The sequence below is a fragment of the Streptomyces niveiscabiei genome, assembly GCF_033794345.1.
GTDB lineage: Bacteria > Actinomycetota > Actinomycetes > Streptomycetales > Streptomycetaceae > Streptomyces > Streptomyces niveiscabiei.
On sequence record NZ_JARAYJ010000009.1, the window covers coordinates 212170 to 228944 of the forward strand.

The following is a 16775-nucleotide window of genomic DNA, read 5'->3' on the forward strand; positions in this document are numbered from 1 at the left end:
ATACGGGAGTTGGCCCGCCGTCTCCCCAACTGCTTTGATTCGGGGAGCTGTTCTGGGCTCAGGGATCGACGGCCGACCGGCGACTGGACGAGGCCGACGGACAGGTCGAGACCCTCCCGGCCGAGCTCGGCCTCAGCTCCCGTACCCCCCTCACCTCCGTACCCCCCTCACCCCCCGTACCCGCCTTGGCCCCCTGCCACAGCGAAGCCACTCTCGCGCAGAGCCATGCCATGAACATCACACCCCCCCATACCCCCACCCCTTGCTAACCTCAAGTCGTATTTGTACGACATTACGCGAGGGTGGACCGTGAGCAGCGTGATCCCTGTCGCCGGCAACCTGCCCACCGCCCTCAACAGCTTCGTCGGCAGACGCGCCGAGACCGCCGAGATCCGCCGCCTGCTGGCCGCAGGCCGCCTCGTGACGCTCACCGGCGCGGGCGGCGCGGGCAAGACCCGACTGGCGCTCACCGCCGCGGCGGCCTCCCGCAAGGCGTTCCCGGACGGAGTCTGGCTGGTCGAGCTGGCCGCCGTACGGGACCCGTCGGCGGTGGCCGCCGCGACCGCGGACGCGCTCCGCCTCCCGGACCGCACCGCCAGACCCGCCCTCGACCGGCTCACGGACCACCTGGCCCGCCACCGCGCGCTGATCGTCCTGGACAACTGCGAGCACGTGATCGACGCGTCCGCCGGCCTGGCGAAGACGCTGCTGTCGGCCTGCCCGGAACTGCGCGTCCTCGCGACGAGCCGCCAGACGCTGGGCGTCACCGGCGAGAACGTCTTCGTCGTCCCGCCGCTGTCGATCCCGGACGAGGCGGTCGAACTGCTGCGGCAGCGCGCCACCGCCATCCGCCCGGACTTCCGCCTCACCGGAGCCGACCGGGCCCGCGCCACCCGGCTGTGCGCCGCCCTCGACGGGCTGCCCCTGGCCATCGAACTCGCCGCGTCGCGGTTGCGGACGCTGACCGTCGAACAGGTCGTCGAGCTCCTGGAGGACCGCTTCGCGCTCCTCACCGGCGGCTGCCGGGGCACATCCCCACGCCAGCGCTCCCTGCGCGGGATGATCGAGTGGAGCTACGAGCTGTGCACACCCGCCGAGCGACTGCTGTGGAACCGGCTGTCGGTCTTCGCCGGCGGCTTCGGCCTGGACGCCGCCGAAACGGTCTGTACGGGAGACGGCATCGCCGCGCACGAGGTGCTGGACCTGCTCGACCGGCTCGTGGCCCAGTCCGTCGTACTCACCTGCGAACGCGACGGCATGCCCCGCTACCGGCTGCTGGAAACCATCCGTACGTACGGCAGGTCCCGGCTCGCCGCGTCGGGTGAGGAACGGCCCCTGCTGCACCGGCACCGCGACTTCTTCCGCGCCCTCGCCGAGCGCACCGCCGCCGCCTGGCTCGGCCCGGGCCAGCGGGAGGCGCTGGCCCGGATGCGCACCGAGCACCGCAACTTCCTGGCGGCGCTGGACTTCGGGGCGAGCGCACACGTACGCGCGACCGGGCCCGTACCGGGAGGCCCCGTACCGGGAGGCCCGGTCCAAGCAGGCCCCGCCCCGGCACCGTCCGAAGAACCGGCCCTGCCCCACACCACCGATCCCGCCGACGCGCAGGACGCTCTCCGCCTGGCCACAGCCCTCCGCTTCCACTGGTGCGCCGACGGTTTCCTCAGCGAGGGCCGCCGCCAGTTCGACCGCCTCCTCGCGGCGGCCCCCGAACCCACCCCCGCCCGGGCCGGGGCGCTGTGGGCCGCCGCCTGGGTGGCGATCCTGCAAGGAGACTTCGCGACGGCCGACCGCCGGCTCGACGAGGCCGAGGAACTCGGCGAACGGCTGGGCGACCCGTCGGTCCGGCCGTACGTCCTCGGCTACCGCGGCGCGTCGGCGGCCTTCCAGGGGCGGATGGCACAGGCCGCGCCCCTGTACGAGGCGGCGCTGGCCGCCCACGAGTCGGCGGGCGACGGACCACAGGCCCTGCTCTGGCTGTTCCAGCTGGTGATCGCACAGGTCTGCCTCGGCGACCCGCGCGCGGCGGAGGAGTCCGGCAGACGCGCGGCGCGGCTCGCGGAAGCGTCCGGGGAGCGGCTGTACGGGGCGTACGCGCAGTGGGCGCTGGGCTACGTCCTGTGGGCACACGGCGACCGGGAGGAGGGTACGGCCCTGACGCGGGCCGCGCTGGAGACCCTGCGCGGCTTCAACGACCACGCCGGGACCGCGGTGGCCCTCCAGGTGTTCACCTGGATCACCGCGTCCCGGGGCGACCACGAGCGCGCGGCGCGGCTGCTGGGCGCCGTACACGCCCTGACCCGGGACATCGACGACGGCCCCGTCTCCGAACTCGGCGGGCACCGGGCGCGCTGCGAGCACGCGGTCGCCTCCGCCCTGGGCCCGGCCGGCTACGAGAGGGCCCTCGCGGAAGGCGCCCGGTACGACAGCCCGGCCCGCGCGATCGCCCTCGCGCTGGACGACGCGGGGCGGGACGCCCTCGTCCCGGGCCGGCGGAGGGGGCGGGACGCCATTGCGTCGGTCGCCTTGAGCTCGGGGAGCGGGACGCCGTCGCGCCGGACCCCTTGAGCCGCAGAGGGCGGGACGCCATTGCGTCGGCCGCCTTGAGCTCGGGGGAGCGGGACGCCCCCGCGTCGAACCCCCTGAGCCGCAGGGAACGGGAAGTCGCCGCGCTCGTGGCCCAGGGCATGACCAACCGTCAGGTCGCCGCCGAGCTCAGCCTGTCACCGCGTACCGCCGACCGCCACGTCGAGAACATCAGGGCCAGACTCGGCTTCACGTGCCGCGCCCAGATCGCGGCCTGGTGGGCCGAGGCCGGGTGCGTCGAGAGCCCGGCGCGGGCCGGTACGGCCACCTCGTCACCGTAGGGAACCAGCCCAGCCCAGCCATCCGCTGGTCGCGGCTGGGGCGGCGGGGCCGGGGCGCGCCGTACGCGGTCGCCGTACCGCCGTACCGCCGTACCACCCGGCCCCGGGAACCGGGTGGACCGGCGCATGAGCCGGGCCGCACCCCGCGCCCATCATCGGGTCCGCGTCCACAAGGAAACGGTCGGTCCTCCTGGCAGGCCAGCTCCTCGTGGTGTCCCCGAGCCACCCGGCCTCAGGGATCACCGGAATCCTCCTCACGATCCTGAACGACAGCTCGGGGCAGGGCAGCGCCGGTCAGGGCAGCGCCTACCACGACATCATCGGCCACGACAGCGACAGCCCCGGGCTGCTCCTGCTCCTCCACGCTGCCCCTGACCGTCTCGCCCGGGCGGGCGGACGCATGGCGGCAGCAGGGCTATCCACCGTGTCCGGCGAGCGACTTGTAGCGGCGTTCGGTGAGATCGGCGCAGCCGGGGCGGATGTTGCGGTCGCGGTGAAGGGCAGGGCTGGCGTCGGTCCGGGCCAGGCCCAGGACCCGCTTCAGCTCCCGGTAGTCGCGCTCGACGCGCCGACTCCCCGGCGGGCGACCTACTCGCCCGCCCAAGCTCGCCTACCTCTCGGTACTCCTCCACCGAGCCGGGGACAACCCCGGCCAGCATCCCTCCGGCCCGAAACAATGGAATCGACACACACAACAAAAAGGCCCAGGTCGCTAAACCTGAGCCATCTCAAAAAGCGGGTGACGAGAATCGAACTCGCGCTCTCAGCTTGGGAAGCTGATGTTCTACCATTAAACTACACCCGCACAAATTCGCCCCGGAGGGATCCGGTGGGCGACTGCTCCGTCACTCTACCTCATCGGGGGAGGCCGGTGTCGGAGGTGGGGTGGTGGAGGGGTGGTGAGGGCGGCGGATCCGGGTGCGTGGCAAGGGAGTTGGGGCGTACGGTGGAGGCCCGGAAGAGGAGCTGAGGAGCGCGGAGCGCCGCCTGGAGGCTCGTCCCTTTCATCCCGTAATGTGACGCCCGTCGTCACGGCACCCCGCCAGAGGTGACGCGGTTCTTGGGGAAGGGATTCCAGGACTTGATGGAGCGCACCGTCGTCCGATGTGCCGATGGGCACGTGTTCAGCACCGCTTCGTTCCCGATGCAGCAGGCCGACCGGCTCGGCCCCGGCCGGCTCGTCCGATGTCCCCGCTGCGCGCGGCTGCGCAGCGCGGTACCGGTCACGGGACAGAAGCCGGTAGCGCAGAAGCGGGTAGCTCAGAGGTAGTACCCGGGTAGTACCCCGACGCGTGGAGCCGTCCGATTGGGGCGACTCCGCGCGTCTTGCGTATCCTCGGGACGTGCTTCTCTCAGACAAGGACATCCGGGCCGAGATCGACGCCGGACGGGTACGGATCGATCCCTACGACGAATCCATGGTGCAGCCGTCCAGCATCGACGTACGACTCGACCGGTTCTTCCGGGTGTTCGAGAATCACCGCTACCCCCACATCGACCCCTCGGTCGAACAGGCGGACCTGACGAGGCTCGTAGAACCTGAGGGTGACGAGCCGTTCATCCTCCACCCGGGGGAGTTCGTCCTCGCCTCCACCTACGAGGTGATCAGCCTCCCGGACGACCTGGCCTCCCGCCTGGAGGGCAAGTCCTCCCTCGGCCGCCTCGGCCTCGTCACCCACTCCACCGCGGGTTTCATCGACCCCGGTTTCAGCGGCCACGTCACCCTCGAACTCTCCAACCTCGCCACGCTCCCCATCAAGCTGTGGCCGGGCATGAAGATCGGCCAGCTGTGCATGTTCCGCCTCAGCTCACCCGCCGAGTTCCCGTACGGCAGCGAGCGGTACGGCTCCCGCTACCAGGGACAGCGCGGCCCGACCGCCTCGCGCTCCTTCCGTAACTTCCATCGCACCCAGGTATGAGGCGGGCGGCATGACCGACGTACGAGAGAACCTCACCTACGACCGTTTCGGCGCCGCCGTCCGCGAACTCGCGCAGACCATCGCCGACGACGGGTACGAGCCGGACATCGTCCTGTCCATCGCCCGCGGCGGTGTCTTCGTCGCCGGCGGTCTGGCGTACGCGCTCGACTGCAAGAACATCCACCTGGTGAACGTCGAGTTCTACACCGGCGTGGGCACGACCCTCGACATGCCGGTCATGCTGGCCCCGGTCCCGAACGTCATCGACTTCTCCGACAAGAAGGTCCTGATCACGGACGACGTCGCCGACACCGGCAAGACCCTCAAACTCGTCCACGACTTCTGCCTCGACACGGTCGCCGAGGTCCGCAGCGCCGTCATCTACGAGAAGTCCCACTCCCTCGTGAAGTGCGACTACGTCTGGAAGCGCACGGACGACTCGGTCTGGATCAATTTCCCGTGGTCCGTGGAGCCGCCGGTGGTCCGGCATCACACCACCGTCCTGGACGCATAGGAACAGGTCACAGCCCTTGGCCCTCTCTGCGAGTTGGGGCTTCCGCGCGACCGACCACATTGCGGCCCGACGACTCGGGCTCTCGTCGTTGCCACCCGCTTCCCAGAGCCGCCACAGCGGCCCGGACGCCCCTGCTGCGCCCCGCGCGCACCTGTCGGGGCCAGGATCGGCCCACAGGCGCTCGCGTGGAAGCCGGCTGATGCGCGTCAGCGGAGAAGGCGTTTCGAACTGCGCGAGCTGTCACAAAGGGCGTTGTGATCGGGTTCCTCGCGCTGCTGGTTCTGATCGTGCGGGCGCGGGTCGGCGACGACGAGCGAGGCACTCCACGCAGAGGGAACAGGGAGTTCCTCACTGCGTGACAACGTCGTCCCAGCCGCTTCGGCCGTCGCGGCTTGCCCGGTCCACGAACACATCCCGACAGCGTGGCTGAGGCACAAGCGTCAGCCTTCTCTCTGGCTCGTTCAGGGGGAAGGCGTGAAGCCGGCGGACTGGTCGAGGTGGAGTGGGGACCCCGGGGCCGTGGGAGTCCAACCCTCTCGAAGAGCAAGGTGAATGGCCTGGGCAACGCTGGACGGCAGTACAGGCGTGGCCTCGCGGCCGAACCAGTTACTCGGATGCGGCTGGTCAGTGGTGACCACGAGCGTCATGCCAGGGGTCTCCGCATGCTCGACCGCGAACGTGCACGGCGACCAGGCCAAGCTCTGGAAATACGTCGGCCTGCCCCGCAGCCGCGAGCGGCTCTCCTGCACGCTGTCACTCAGCCCACCACCACAGGTGGAAAGCACGTGGAGGGCAACGCGTATGCGCCCCAACCCGCTTGACATGGTTGAACCGTCGTGAGGTGGCCCACCCGCTGTGATCTTGCCGGCGTCGACTCGCCGAGTGAACATCTCCAGCCGGCCGCCTTCACGGCGATGGCAGCGGTCGTCCTCATACGGCTGGGGCGGAGGCAACGCCGCACCGGGCGTAGCTCGATCGTTCCGAATGAGACGGTGCGAGCAGGCGATCAGCAGATCCAACCGCCGCCAAGCCGCGGCTGTCGATCCGCAGGCAGCGGGGCACGCGTGTGCCTGATAGGTCGGCGTGGCCGGCTGTCGGTGGCTGAGGTTTGTGCCCCGACCGTGCCGAACGCAGAGATCAGCCACGGCCGGAGAAGGAGTCTGCGGCTGCTTTTCGCCTCGCCACGTCTCGAAACCGCAGGTCAGTGCCGCGACGCGGTTGCTCTCGTGCGGATCTGTGCCGACGACCACAGGGAGCGGGACGCATGTAGGCGCATACTGAGTCATGACAAAGCCCGCTGCACCGAAGCGTCACTTGCCCACCAGCCCCTTCAAGGCCCCGGGCACACCGGCTCCCAAGCACTTCGCCGAGGGCGATCAGGTCACCCATGACGTGTACGGCCTCGGCCGGGTCATCAGCGTCGAGGACCGTATCGCGGTGCTGGTGGATTTCGGCTCGACGCAAATGCGGATCTTGAGCCCGTACGCCAAGATGACCAAACTGTAGGACCACCGTGCCCGGTCGCGGCACGCCAGGCCCCATCGGGGACCTGTAACGAAAGAGAGACCTCTCATCGATTCAACGTCGCTGTTCTCCGCTCCGGAAAGGCAACCCCGCTGCTCCACCGCGGCGTCGCCTCCTCCGACGACAAACCCCTTCCAGGCCCCGGACTTCGAGGGAGACGAGGTCTTCCTGCTCGACGATGCGCAGGATCCCGCCTCGGGCATGCGTGCGGCGCGCCGCAAGGCGGCTTAGCTCCACGAACGACGGTGACTTCGGCAGCCGGCCGCGGGTCGTCTCCGGTTCCGTCTCGTTCAGCTCCGTTCGCGGCCGTTCGGACGAGACCTGGAGTCGTCCCCACGCACGCCCTGTGCGAAGGATGTGACCTTCAACGCGGCCGAGGCGCTCGCCGCTGTGCCGGCCGCCGGCGGCGGTGGCCGCGGTGAACAGGCCGTCGGAGGAGGTCACAGGGCTGTGGGCGGATACGCGGGACAGAAAGGGGCACGCTCGCAGCGAGCAATATCTGTTCCCGTGGAATGAGAAATAGCTGCGGGGCGCGGCGATTATTCCTCGATCGTCGGCCGGATCGGAATTATTGACCTTTCAGGGCCGATCGGACCGTGCTACTGTCGATCTCAGTTGCAGGTGTGGTTGCCAGAAGGTTTATTCCCGACGGGTTAATCAGCACGGCGACACGGAGTTCACGCAGGGTGAATTCCTGACACCGTCTCCGAAGGAGAATAGATATGTCTACTGGCACCGTGAAGTGGTTCAACGCGGAAAAGGGCTTCGGCTTCATCGAGCAGGACGGCGGCGGCCCCGACGTCTTCGCCCACTACTCGAACATCGCCGCCCAGGGCTTCCGTGAGCTGCTGGAAGGCCAGAAGGTGTCGTTCGACATCGCGCAGGGCCAGAAGGGCCCGACGGCCGAGAACATCGTTCCCGCCTGACCTCCGGCACGCATTCTTCGCAGCTGGGGCCCGCACCTTGGGGTGCGGGCCCCAGCTCGCTGCATTTCAGGGCGCATCCCCTGTCGTACTGGCTCGTTCTCGCAATTCTCCGCGCCGCTCACCTGCTGCGGGAATTCCTTGATACGCGCCGCATCAAGGAAGGTTCCGCATGAATCGCACGCGCACAACCACGCGTACCCGTGGCCGCTCCGGTGTTCCGCACCGGTCCAGGGCTCACGGAAACCGGCAGGCCGTACAGGGCGAGTTCGCGCCGCCGAAGACGGTCACGCCGGCGCTCCCCGCCGTCGAGGCGTTCGCCGAACTCGCCATGCCCGCGCGGCTGTTGGCCACGCTGGGCCACGAGGGCGTGACCGTACCGTTCCCGATCCAGGCGGCGACCCTGCCGAACTCCCTGGCCGGTCGTGACGTACTCGGCCGGGGCCGTACCGGCTCGGGCAAGACGCTCGCTTTCGGCCTCGCCGTGCTGGCCCGTACGGCGGGGCGGCGCGCCGAGCCGCGGCAGCCGCTCGCGCTCGTCCTCGTGCCCACCCGTGAGCTGGCCCAGCAGGTCGCCGACGCGCTCGCGCCGTACGCCCGGTCCGTGAGCCTGCGGCTGACCACCGTCGTCGGCGGGATGTCCATCGGCAGGCAGGCCGGTGCGCTGCGGGCCGGGGCCGAGGTGGTCGTCGCGACGCCCGGGCGGCTCAAGGACCTCATCGACCGGGGCGACTGCCGACTGGACGAGGTCGCCGTCACGGTCCTCGACGAGGCCGACCAGATGGCCGACATGGGCTTCATGCCCCAGGTCACCGCCCTGCTCGACCAGGTACGTCCCGACGGGCAGCGGATGCTCTTCTCGGCCACCCTGGACCGCAACGTCGACCGGCTGGTGCGGAACTACCTGCACGACCCGGTCGTCCACTCCGTCGACCCGTCGGCGGGCGCGGTCACCACGATGGAGCACCACGTCCTCCATGTGCGCGACGAGGACAAGCACCGGACGACCACCGAGATCGCGGCCCGGGACGGCCGGGTGATCATGTTCCTCGACACCAAGCACGCGGTGGACCGGCTGACCAGGCACCTGCTGAGCAGCGGTGTCCGTGCCGCGGCACTGCACGGCGGCAAGTCCCAGCCGCAGCGCACGCGGACGCTGGCCCAGTTCAAGAGCGGGCATGTGACGGTGCTGGTGGCGACGAACGTCGCGGCGCGCGGGATCCACGTCGACAACCTCGACCTGGTCGTCAACGTCGATCCGCCCACCGACCACAAGGACTACCTGCACCGCGGTGGTCGTACGGCGCGGGCCGGCGAGTCCGGCAGTGTCGTCACCCTGGTGACCCGTGACCAGCGTCGCGAGGTGAGCCGGCTGATGGCTTCGGCGGGCATCACCCCTCGGTTCGCCCAAGTGCGGTCGGGCGAGGCGGAGTTGAGTCGGATCACCGGTGCGCAGGCCCCTTCCGGTGTCCCGGTCGTCATCGCCGCGCCGGAGGTGGAACGACCGCGCGGCGCGTCCTCCTCGTCCCGGGGTCGTCGTGGGCGCCGGGGTCAGGGCGGCCGGCCCGGCGGCGAAGCGGTGCCCCGCGGGGCGCGGCGGCGGACCGGGTTCGGCTCGGCTGCCTAGAGCTGCGCCGGCCGCGGGCCGGCCTTTCACGCGGCGCGGGCCCGCGGACCTGCTGCCGGGCCGTGCGATGGGCGACCCGCGCCCCCACAACACAGGCCCGCCACCCCCGCCCGGCACGGGCCCGCCCAGCACATCGCCGCCCCGCCCCCGCACATCGCCGGCCCGCCGCCCTCACCCGACGCAGCCCGCCGCGCACATCACAGGCCCACCCCTTTCCCGTAGGAGGCACCTTGACGCCGGTCCGGACGCAGCACGATGTTCCCTCCCGCGAGGCCGTGGTCGACGGCAGGGCCTCGTCCGGGCCTCGGGTCTGTGACGACATGACCGTCGAGGTGGCTCTGTCCCTCATGGCCGGTGCCCGTGTCGATCACCTCGTCCTGTGCGACGGGGACGAGCAGAGTACGGGCCTGATCACCCGGGCCCGGCTCGCCGTCCTCCGCGACAGCCCCGCCTACACGGACCGGCTCCGGCTGCGGGACGTCCTCGTCCACGCCCGCTGACCCACCTCGCCCGATCAGCTCGTCCCCCTCTTCACCTGTGAGGCAACATGCGCTGTGTCATCGCCCGGTACCCGTTCGAGCTGACCAAGAGCGGGGTGCTGGCCTCGATGAAGGGCGTCACACCCGAGCTCGTCACGGGTGAGTCCGTGACCATCGGCCGCCGCCGCTACCCGGTCGAGCAGGTGGGCCAGGTCGTCACCCGGCAGGACCGCCGCGACTTCAGCGGCGCCGAGGTCGTCCGGGCCATGACCCGCCTCGGCTTCACCTGCCACGAGCAGCCCGAGCCCGCCTGGTGAGGTGAAGACCCCGCCACCAGAAGCCCAGTGAGGGCCCTGCCGACGCGCGTCGGCAGGGCCCTCACCGTCGTATCGCCACCGCCCCCGCACTTCTTCCACCCGATGCTGCGGGATCCAGGATGCCTGTGATCTCTGGATACCAAAATCTGCTCTTGTCGCAGTAGACATTGGCTCCTGGTGTGGCTAGTCTTCTTCTCGTAGACACGGTCGAGAGAGACCCGGCAGACATGAACTGCCGGGTAGCAGTACCCCTTCACCCAGTAATTGGTTCAGAGGAAGAACGGAGGAGCAGACGCCATCAGGATCGCCCGGAGTCGCGATCCCCGCACCCCTCCCCTTGCCGGGCCGGGAAGCGGAAACAGAAGGCCGGCGCGGTACGAGGGCCGGCAGATGGTGTTGAATTCCCCTCGGGGCCCTGGTGCCGTACGGCACCAGGGCCCCTCGACGCGTTGCACAACGAGGTGACATGGCAGCAGATAATCCGCTCGGCGATCGTCTGGACGACGACGACTACCCCGCGTACACCATGGGCCGGGCCGCCGAAATGCTCGGCACCACCCCCGCGTTCCTCCGGGCCATCGGTGAGGCCCGGCTGATCACTCCGCTGCGCTCGGAGGGCGGACATCGCCGGTACTCCCGCTACCAGCTGCGGATCGCCGCTCGCGCCCGCGAACTGGTCGACAGAGGAACCCCGATCGACGCCGCTTGCCGCATCGTCATCCTTGAGGACCAGCTGGAGGAAGCCCAACGGATCAACGCCGAGTACCGCCGTGCCGCGAACGCGGCGTCCGACACCTCCGGTCCCGGTCCGGGCTGACCGCGTACGACCCCGCCGTACGACCGCTCACCGCGCGGTCTGCTCCCGGTGCGGTTCGAAGGTGATGTGCGGGGACAGCGCGCGCAGGAAGTCGGGCGCGTCGAAGGCTTCGCCGGCGGAGGCGACACCGACCGTGCGGGTCCGGCCGGTGAGGATGCGGTGGACCGCCTCCACCGCGAGCGGCGCGCTGACCGCGTAGATGTCCCTGCCGCTCGCCACGGCGCGCCGTTCGGTGCTGCCGGAGCGTACGACGGCGTCGACGAGGAAGGTTTGGCCGGACCGCCCCTCCGCGTCGGCCGCGGTCGGCGCCGGGGTGTCCGGGGCGGAGAGGTCCCTGGCCGCTTCGCTCGCCATGTGGGTGCGCACCTCGGGGATGGCGAGGTGACGGGGGACGGTGACCACGTCGGCCATCGTGAACTCCGCGACGACCTCCCGGGGGCCCATCGGGTCGGGGAAGGGCCACTTCAGGAGGGTCGGCGCGTCGTCGTGGTACTCCAGGCGCCCGCCTGTGTAGCGGACCCGCCGGCCGCCCCGGCGCTCGCCGGAGACCGCGCCCGCGGCGCGCGTCCCGGGGGTGGGGTGCCAACTGCTCAGCCCGTACGCGATGTCCGCCTCGTCGGCCGCCGTCCAGTCGCCCATCGCGGCGGTGGCCAGCAGGTCGCCGAGGCCGCCGTAGAAGGCCATCGCGGGGACGACCGCGACGCCCGCCGCGCGGGCGCGGTCCGCGAAGTGGGTGAACGTGTCGAGGTTCGCCTCGATCTCGGCCGCCACGTCGACGTACGGGATCCCGGCGCGCAGGGCCGCCTCGATCACCGGCGCGGCGGTCACCGCGAAGGGCCCGGCGCAGTTGATCACGGCGTCGGCGCCGGCCAGGGCGCGGTCGAGCGAGGCGGGGTCGTCGACCGACGCGGGCCGGACCTCAAGGCCCGGGCCGGACGCCGCCAGCGCCCGCAGCTTGCCGGCGTCGCGGCCGGAGAGGACCGGGACGAACCCGCGCTCCCGCAGCCGCGCCACCACGAAGCGTCCGGTGTGCCCGTACGCGCCGAACACCGTCACCGTCTGTCCCGGTCCCATGGTTCCCCTCGTGCTCGCTCGATCTGGTACGACCATCCTGGCGAGGCGGGCGGCCTCCGCGTGAGTGTCCGGAACGACGTGCCCCGTACACTTTCGGACATGGGTACCGTCGTCGCGCTGGCCGTCACCAAGGGGATGCTGCACTTCGAACTGTCCCTGGCGTACGAGGTGTTCGGCGCCGCCCCGGCCGGCGTGACCGTGCCCTGGTACGACGTCGAGGTGTGCGGGTCGGACGCCGTGCGGCTCGGCCGGTTCCGGCTGGAGCCCGACCAGGGGCTCGACCGGCTCCGGTACGCCGACACCGTGATCGTCCCCGGCTGGGCGGACACCGAGGAGGAGCCGCCCGCCGAACTCGTCCGCGCGGTGCGTACGGCCCACGAGGCGGGCGCGCGCGTGGCCTCCCTGTGCACGGGCGCCTTCGTGCTGGCCGCCGCCGGCCTGCTCGACGGCAGACGGGCGACCACGCACTGGGCGCACACGGACGCCCTGGCCGCTCTCCACCCACGGGTGGAGGTCGATCCGGACGTGCTCTACGTGGACAACGGCAGCGTGCTCACCTCCGCGGGCAAGGCCGCCGCGCTGGACCTGTGCCTGCACCTGGTCCGGCTCGACCACGGCGCGTCCGTCGCCAACGCCGTCGCCCGCCGCCTGGTCGTGCCGCCGCACCGGGCGGGCGGCCAGGCGCAGTTCGTGGCCGCTCCGGTGCCCGCACGGGACGACCATCCGCTCGGCGCGCTGATCCCCTGGGCGATCGAACGCCTCGGCGAACCCCTCACCGTGGAGGACCTGGCCCGGCAGGCCGGGATGAGCTCGCGCCAGCTGGGCCGCCGGTTCAGGGCGGCGACCGGCACCACCCCGTTGCAGTGGCTGCTGACCCAACGGATCCGCCGCGCCCAGGAGTTGCTGGAGACCACCGACGACGTCGTCGACGTCATCGCGACGGCCACCGGCATGGGCACCGCCACGACGCTGCGCCGGCACTTCAACCGCACGGTCGGCGTACCCCCGGACACCTACCGCCGCACCTTCCGCTCACACCGCACCGACGCGGACGCCTGAGGTACTACCCGGGTACGACCACGAAGGGCCCGGCGTCGCGACGACGCCGGGCCCTGTCATACCCCTAGTACCTCGGGGGCATCCCTCAGAACGTGCCCAGCTTCACGATCGACAGCAGCGCCACCAGCTGGATCGCCGACGCGCCCAGCGCCTTCGGCCACGGCAGGTCGTGGGACTTGCTCACCATCAGGGTGAGCAGCGCGCCCGCGGCGATCCAGGTCGCCCAGCCGAGGAGTTGGACGAAGGACGCGTCGCCGCCGAAGAACATCGCGACGATCAGGCGGGGCGCGTCCGTGAGGGACATGATCAGCATGGAGAGGCCGACCGTCGGCTGCCAGGCACCGTCGCCGCCGAGCTGGCGGGCCAGCGTATGGGTGACGACGCCGAGGACGAAGGACGAGATCACCATGGCGACGGCCGTCGTCAGGACGATCGGGATCGCGTTCGCGAGCGTCGCGTCGATCGCGTCCTTGCGCGCCCCGTCGAAGCCGAAGACGGCGAGCAGGCCGTAGAGGAAGGTGACGATGAGGGCCGGGACCCACATCGTGTAGTCCCGCATGACGAGGAAGGTCTGGTTCGGGGCGGTGACGATGCCCTTCAGCAGTTCCTTCCAGGGCAGCCGGGGCCCGACCGGACCGGCCGGCGCGGAGCCCGCGTGGTACGTCCCGCCCTGGTTGTACTGCTGGTGCTCGTCGACCGAGAACGCCTGCGTGTGCCCGGGGTTGTTCGCGGCGTACGGGTCGTACGGGGCGCCCTGCGGCTGACCGTGCCCCGGCGCCTGCCCCGGCCCCTGTCCGGGACCCTGGGGGTACCCCCCGCCGGCCCCGCCGCCGAAGTACTCCGGCTCCTCCGAGCCGCCTCTCCCGCCGCCCTGCCCGCCGCCACCGGGCCCGCCGTACGGCCGCTGCTGCGGGTACGACGGCTGCGGCGGATACCCGTAGGACGGGCCGCCCTGGCCGTAGGAGGGTGCACCCTGCCCGTACGTGGGGCCCTGGGTGCCGTACGACGGTCCCTGCTGCCCGTGCGGGGGGTGTTGCGGTCGCGCTTGCGGGGCGCGGTCGTCCCGGCCGCCGCGTCCGATCCTGAATCCAGCCACGCCTTCGAACGTACCTGGTCCCGGAGAGTGAGGAGGGTGAGCGGACGGATACCGGACCCCATTGCGGCCGACCTGTGACATCCCGTAGGGGGCATACCCCTAGTACCCGTACGCCTCAAGTACGAGGCGCGCTCGACCGCACAGGAACGCCCCCCACCTCCACTCAAGGAGGCGAGGGGCGACCCCGTACCCGTACTACTGCTTCAGAGCTACTTCACCGGCTCCGGCTCCGGCGCGTTCTCCGTCTCCGCGTCCCCCGCCGGATCGACCGGCGTCTTCACGGATTCGAGGAGCAGCTGGGCGACGTCCACGACCGTGATGGACTCCTTCGCCTTGCCCTCGTTCTTCTTGCCGTTGACCGAGTCGGTCAGCATGACGAGGCAGAAGGGGCAGGCGGTCGAGACGATGTCGGGGTTCAGGGAAAGAGCCTCGTCGACGCGCTCGTTGTTGATGCGCTTGCCGATCCGCTCCTCCATCCACATCCGCGCGCCACCGGCACCGCAGCAGAAGCCGCGTTCCTTGTGCCGGTGCATCTCCTCGTTGCGCAGCCCGGGGACGTTCGCGATGATCTCGCGCGGCGGCGTGTAGATCTTGTTGTGCCGCCCGAGGTAGCAGGGGTCGTGGTACGTGATGATCCCCTCGACCGGCGTCACCGGCACCAACTTGCCCTCGTCGACGAGGAGTTGCAGCAGCTGCGTGTGGTGGACGACCTCGTAGTCGCCGCCGAGCTGCGGGTACTCGTTGCCGATGGTGTTGAGGCAGTGCGGGCAGGTCGCGACGATCTTCTTCGCGGACTTCGGCTTCTTCGACTCCGGCGTGACCTTGCCGTCGTCGTCCATCTCCTCGCCGAACGCCATGTTGAGCGCCATGACGTTCTCCATGCCGAGCTCCTGGAACAGCGGCTCGTTGCCGAGGCGCCGCGCCGAGTCGCCCGTGCACTTCTCGTCGCCGCCCATGATCGCGAACTTGACGCCCGCGATGTGCAGCAGCTCGGCGAAGGCCTTGGTCGTCTTCTTCGCGCGGTCCTCCAGGGAGCCCGCGCAGCCGACCCAGTACAGGTACTCGACCTCGGAGAGGTCCTCGATGTCCTTGCCGACGACCGGGACCTCGAAGTCCAGCTCCTTCAGCCACTCCAGGCGCTGCTTCTTGGCGAGCCCCCAGGGGTTGCCCTTCTTCTCCAGGTTCTTGAGCATCGTGCCCGCCTCGGAGGGGAAGGCCGACTCGATCATCACCTGGTAGCGGCGCATGTCGACGATGTGGTCGACGTGCTCGATGTCCACCGGGCACTGCTCGACACAGGCACCGCAGGTGGTGCAGGACCACAGGACGTCCGGGTCGATGACGCCGTTCTCTTCAACGGTCCCGATCAGCGGGCGCTCGGCCTCCGCGAGCGCGGCGGCGGGCACCGACGCGAGCTGCTCCTCGGACGCCTTCTCCTCGCCCTCCGCCGTCTTGCCGCCGCCCGCGAGCAGGTACGGCGCCTTGGCGTGCGCGTGGTCGCGCAGCGACATGATCAGCAGCTTGGGGGAGAGCGGCTTGCCGGTGTTCCAGGCGGGGCACTGCGACTGGCAGCGACCGCACTCGGTGCAGGTGGAGAAGTCCAGCAGGCCCTTCCACGAGAACTGCTCGACCTGCGAGACGCCGAACACGTCGTCGTCGCCCGGGTCGGTGAAGTCGATCGGCTTCCCGCCGGACGTCATCGGCAGCAGCGCGCCGAGCGCCGTACCGCCCTTCGCGTCGCGCTTGAACCAGATGTTCGGGAACGCGAGGAAGCGGTGCCAGGCGACACCCATGTCGGTCTTGAGAGCTACGGTGATCATCCAGATGAAGGACGTCGCGATCTTCAGGCCGGCGAAGAAGTAGGTGAGGTTCTGGAGGGTGGAGAGGTCCATCCCCGCCAGCCACGACACCACCGGGTACGAGATGAAGAACGACGCCTCGTAGCTGTCGACGTGGTGCTGGGCGCCCTCCAGTGCGTGCAGCATGAAGATGCAGACGCCGACGATCAGGATGACCGTCTCGACGAAGTACGCCTGGCCGGCGTTGGACCCGGCGAAGCGGGACTTGCGGCCCGGCTTGTCCGGCCGGCTCAGCTGGCGGACGACGATCAGGACCAGGATGCCGAGCACGGTCATCGTGCCGATGAACTCGACGAAGACGTTGTACGGCGCCCACTCGCCGATCACCGGCAGCAGCCAGTCGGCCTGGAAGAGCTGGCCGACGGCGTTGACGATCGTCAGCAGCAGCGAGAAGAAGCCGACGGCGACGAACCAGTGCGCGACGCCGACGATGCCCCAGCGGTTCATCCGCGTGTGGCCGAGGAACTCCCTGACGACGGTCAGGGTGCGCTGCGCGGGCTCGTCGGTGCGGGTGCCGGCCGGCACGTTCTGGCCGAGGCGCATGAAGTTGTAGATCTGGAGCAGCGCGCGCGCGAACAGGGCCACGCCGACCACGATCAGGACCAGCGACACGATGATCGCGGCGAGTTGCATGGGGGCTCCTCGGGCCTGCGAGAAGAAGATCGGAGTTACTAAGCGGTAACTTATTCAGTCCGTCTGA

The 16775-nt window shown here is 70.4% G+C and carries 16 protein-coding genes and 1 tRNA gene; 12 read left to right on the top strand and 5 right to left on the bottom strand.

Going from position 1 to position 16775, the window contains the following annotated elements:
* Nucleotides 1–318 precede the first annotated feature (318 nt).
* Entirely contained in the window at nucleotides 319–2568 is a 2250-nt protein-coding gene (locus tag PV682_RS15680; RefSeq protein WP_319730100.1) for an ATP-binding protein, read from the top strand.
* Between the two features lie 35 nt (nucleotides 2569–2603).
* The gene (locus PV682_RS15685; protein ID WP_319730103.1) at nucleotides 2604–2867 is read left to right on the top strand and encodes a response regulator transcription factor; all 264 of its coding nucleotides are present in this window, start codon (nucleotides 2604–2606) and stop codon (nucleotides 2865–2867) included.
* A gap of 415 nt (nucleotides 2868–3282) precedes the next feature.
* Here PV682_RS15685 and PV682_RS15690 read toward each other — a convergent pair whose 3' ends face one another.
* Together PV682_RS15690 and PV682_RS15695 are read right to left on the bottom strand one after the other, a co-directional pair.
* On the bottom strand, nucleotides 3283–3471 hold the full coding sequence (locus tag PV682_RS15690) for a hypothetical protein (RefSeq protein ID WP_319730106.1): 189 nt from the start codon (nucleotides 3469–3471) through the stop codon (nucleotides 3283–3285).
* A 130-nt stretch (nucleotides 3472–3601) separates the two neighbouring features.
* Nucleotides 3602–3672 (bottom strand) — tRNA-Gly (locus PV682_RS15695).
* Between the two features lie 279 nt (nucleotides 3673–3951).
* Here PV682_RS15695 and PV682_RS15700 point away from each other — a divergent pair.
* The 9 genes from PV682_RS15700 to PV682_RS15745 all read left to right on the top strand — a co-directional run bounded on the left by PV682_RS15700 (nucleotide 3952) and on the right by PV682_RS15745 (nucleotide 10987).
* Nucleotides 3952–4137, top strand: coding sequence for a hypothetical protein (locus tag PV682_RS15700; RefSeq protein ID WP_079057021.1), 186 nt, complete (start codon nucleotides 3952–3954; stop codon nucleotides 4135–4137).
* Nucleotides 4138–4210: 73 nt separating this feature from the next.
* Nucleotides 4211–4786 (top strand): dCTP deaminase, encoded by a 576-nt coding sequence (dcd, locus tag PV682_RS15705; protein ID WP_055722790.1) that lies wholly within the window; start codon nucleotides 4211–4213, stop codon nucleotides 4784–4786.
* A 10-nt stretch (nucleotides 4787–4796) separates the two neighbouring features.
* On the top strand, nucleotides 4797–5300 hold the full coding sequence (locus tag PV682_RS15710) for a phosphoribosyltransferase (protein WP_055722789.1): 504 nt from the start codon (nucleotides 4797–4799) through the stop codon (nucleotides 5298–5300).
* 1284 nt (nucleotides 5301–6584) lie between these two features.
* A complete protein-coding gene (locus tag PV682_RS15720) occupies nucleotides 6585–6806 on the top strand; it encodes a hypothetical protein (protein ID WP_319730109.1) in 222 nt (73 codons plus the stop codon).
* Between the two features lie 740 nt (nucleotides 6807–7546).
* On the top strand, nucleotides 7547–7750 hold the full coding sequence (locus tag PV682_RS15725) for a cold-shock protein (protein WP_010351538.1): 204 nt from the start codon (nucleotides 7547–7549) through the stop codon (nucleotides 7748–7750).
* A 169-nt stretch (nucleotides 7751–7919) separates the two neighbouring features.
* Entirely contained in the window at nucleotides 7920–9374 is a 1455-nt protein-coding gene (locus tag PV682_RS15730) for a DEAD/DEAH box helicase (RefSeq protein ID WP_319730113.1), read from the top strand.
* A 275-nt stretch (nucleotides 9375–9649) separates the two neighbouring features.
* Nucleotides 9650–9874: a CBS domain-containing protein gene (locus tag PV682_RS15735; protein WP_319730211.1), complete on the top strand. Its 225-nt coding sequence runs from the start codon at nucleotides 9650–9652 to the stop codon at nucleotides 9872–9874.
* Between the two features lie 47 nt (nucleotides 9875–9921).
* Nucleotides 9922–10170 carry an SCO5918 family protein gene (locus PV682_RS15740; RefSeq protein WP_319730116.1) on the top strand — a complete coding sequence of 83 codons (249 nt, stop codon included), beginning with the start codon at nucleotides 9922–9924 and terminating at the stop codon, nucleotides 10168–10170.
* A gap of 466 nt (nucleotides 10171–10636) precedes the next feature.
* A complete protein-coding gene (locus PV682_RS15745; protein ID WP_055722787.1) occupies nucleotides 10637–10987 on the top strand; it encodes a helix-turn-helix domain-containing protein in 351 nt (116 codons plus the stop codon).
* A gap of 27 nt (nucleotides 10988–11014) precedes the next feature.
* On the opposite strand, the gene PV682_RS15750 is transcribed toward PV682_RS15745, so the two are convergent.
* Nucleotides 11015–12061 (bottom strand): saccharopine dehydrogenase family protein, encoded by a 1047-nt coding sequence (locus tag PV682_RS15750; RefSeq protein ID WP_319730119.1) that lies wholly within the window; start codon nucleotides 12059–12061, stop codon nucleotides 11015–11017.
* Nucleotides 12062–12160: 99 nt separating this feature from the next.
* Between PV682_RS15750 and PV682_RS15755 the strand changes: the two genes are divergently transcribed.
* Nucleotides 12161–13120, top strand: a complete 960-nt coding sequence (locus tag PV682_RS15755; RefSeq protein WP_319730121.1) for a helix-turn-helix domain-containing protein — start codon at nucleotides 12161–12163, stop codon at nucleotides 13118–13120.
* An 85-nt stretch (nucleotides 13121–13205) separates the two neighbouring features.
* Here the strand turns inward: PV682_RS15755 and PV682_RS15760 are convergent, their stop codons facing one another.
* Nucleotides 13206–14297 carry a Yip1 family protein gene (locus tag PV682_RS15760; protein WP_319730123.1) on the bottom strand — a complete coding sequence of 364 codons (1092 nt, stop codon included), beginning with the start codon at nucleotides 14295–14297 and terminating at the stop codon, nucleotides 13206–13208.
* A gap of 128 nt (nucleotides 14298–14425) precedes the next feature.
* On the bottom strand, nucleotides 14426–16708 hold the full coding sequence (locus tag PV682_RS15765) for a (Fe-S)-binding protein (RefSeq protein WP_319730126.1): 2283 nt from the start codon (nucleotides 16706–16708) through the stop codon (nucleotides 14426–14428).
* Nucleotides 16709–16775: the final 67 nt, after the last annotated feature.

Coding starts and splice junctions, on each gene's coding strand:
- PV682_RS15765 (WP_319730126.1), bottom strand. CDS start 16,708: ATGCAACTCGCCGCGATCATCGTGTCGCTGGTCCTGATCGTGGTCGGC.
- PV682_RS15745 (WP_055722787.1), top strand. CDS start 10,637: ATGGCAGCAGATAATCCGCTCGGCGATCGTCTGGACGACGACGACTAC.
- PV682_RS15740 (WP_319730116.1), top strand. CDS start 9,922: ATGCGCTGTGTCATCGCCCGGTACCCGTTCGAGCTGACCAAGAGCGGG.
- PV682_RS15730 (WP_319730113.1), top strand. CDS start 7,920: ATGAATCGCACGCGCACAACCACGCGTACCCGTGGCCGCTCCGGTGTT.
- PV682_RS15700 (WP_079057021.1), top strand. CDS start 3,952: ATGGAGCGCACCGTCGTCCGATGTGCCGATGGGCACGTGTTCAGCACC.
- PV682_RS15760 (WP_319730123.1), bottom strand. CDS start 14,297: ATGTCACAGGTCGGCCGCAATGGGGTCCGGTATCCGTCCGCTCACCCT.
- PV682_RS15725 (WP_010351538.1), top strand. CDS start 7,547: ATGTCTACTGGCACCGTGAAGTGGTTCAACGCGGAAAAGGGCTTCGGC.
- PV682_RS15710 (WP_055722789.1), top strand. CDS start 4,797: ATGACCGACGTACGAGAGAACCTCACCTACGACCGTTTCGGCGCCGCC.
- PV682_RS15755 (WP_319730121.1), top strand. CDS start 12,161: ATGGGTACCGTCGTCGCGCTGGCCGTCACCAAGGGGATGCTGCACTTC.
- PV682_RS15720 (WP_319730109.1), top strand. CDS start 6,585: ATGACAAAGCCCGCTGCACCGAAGCGTCACTTGCCCACCAGCCCCTTC.
- PV682_RS15750 (WP_319730119.1), bottom strand. CDS start 12,061: ATGGGACCGGGACAGACGGTGACGGTGTTCGGCGCGTACGGGCACACC.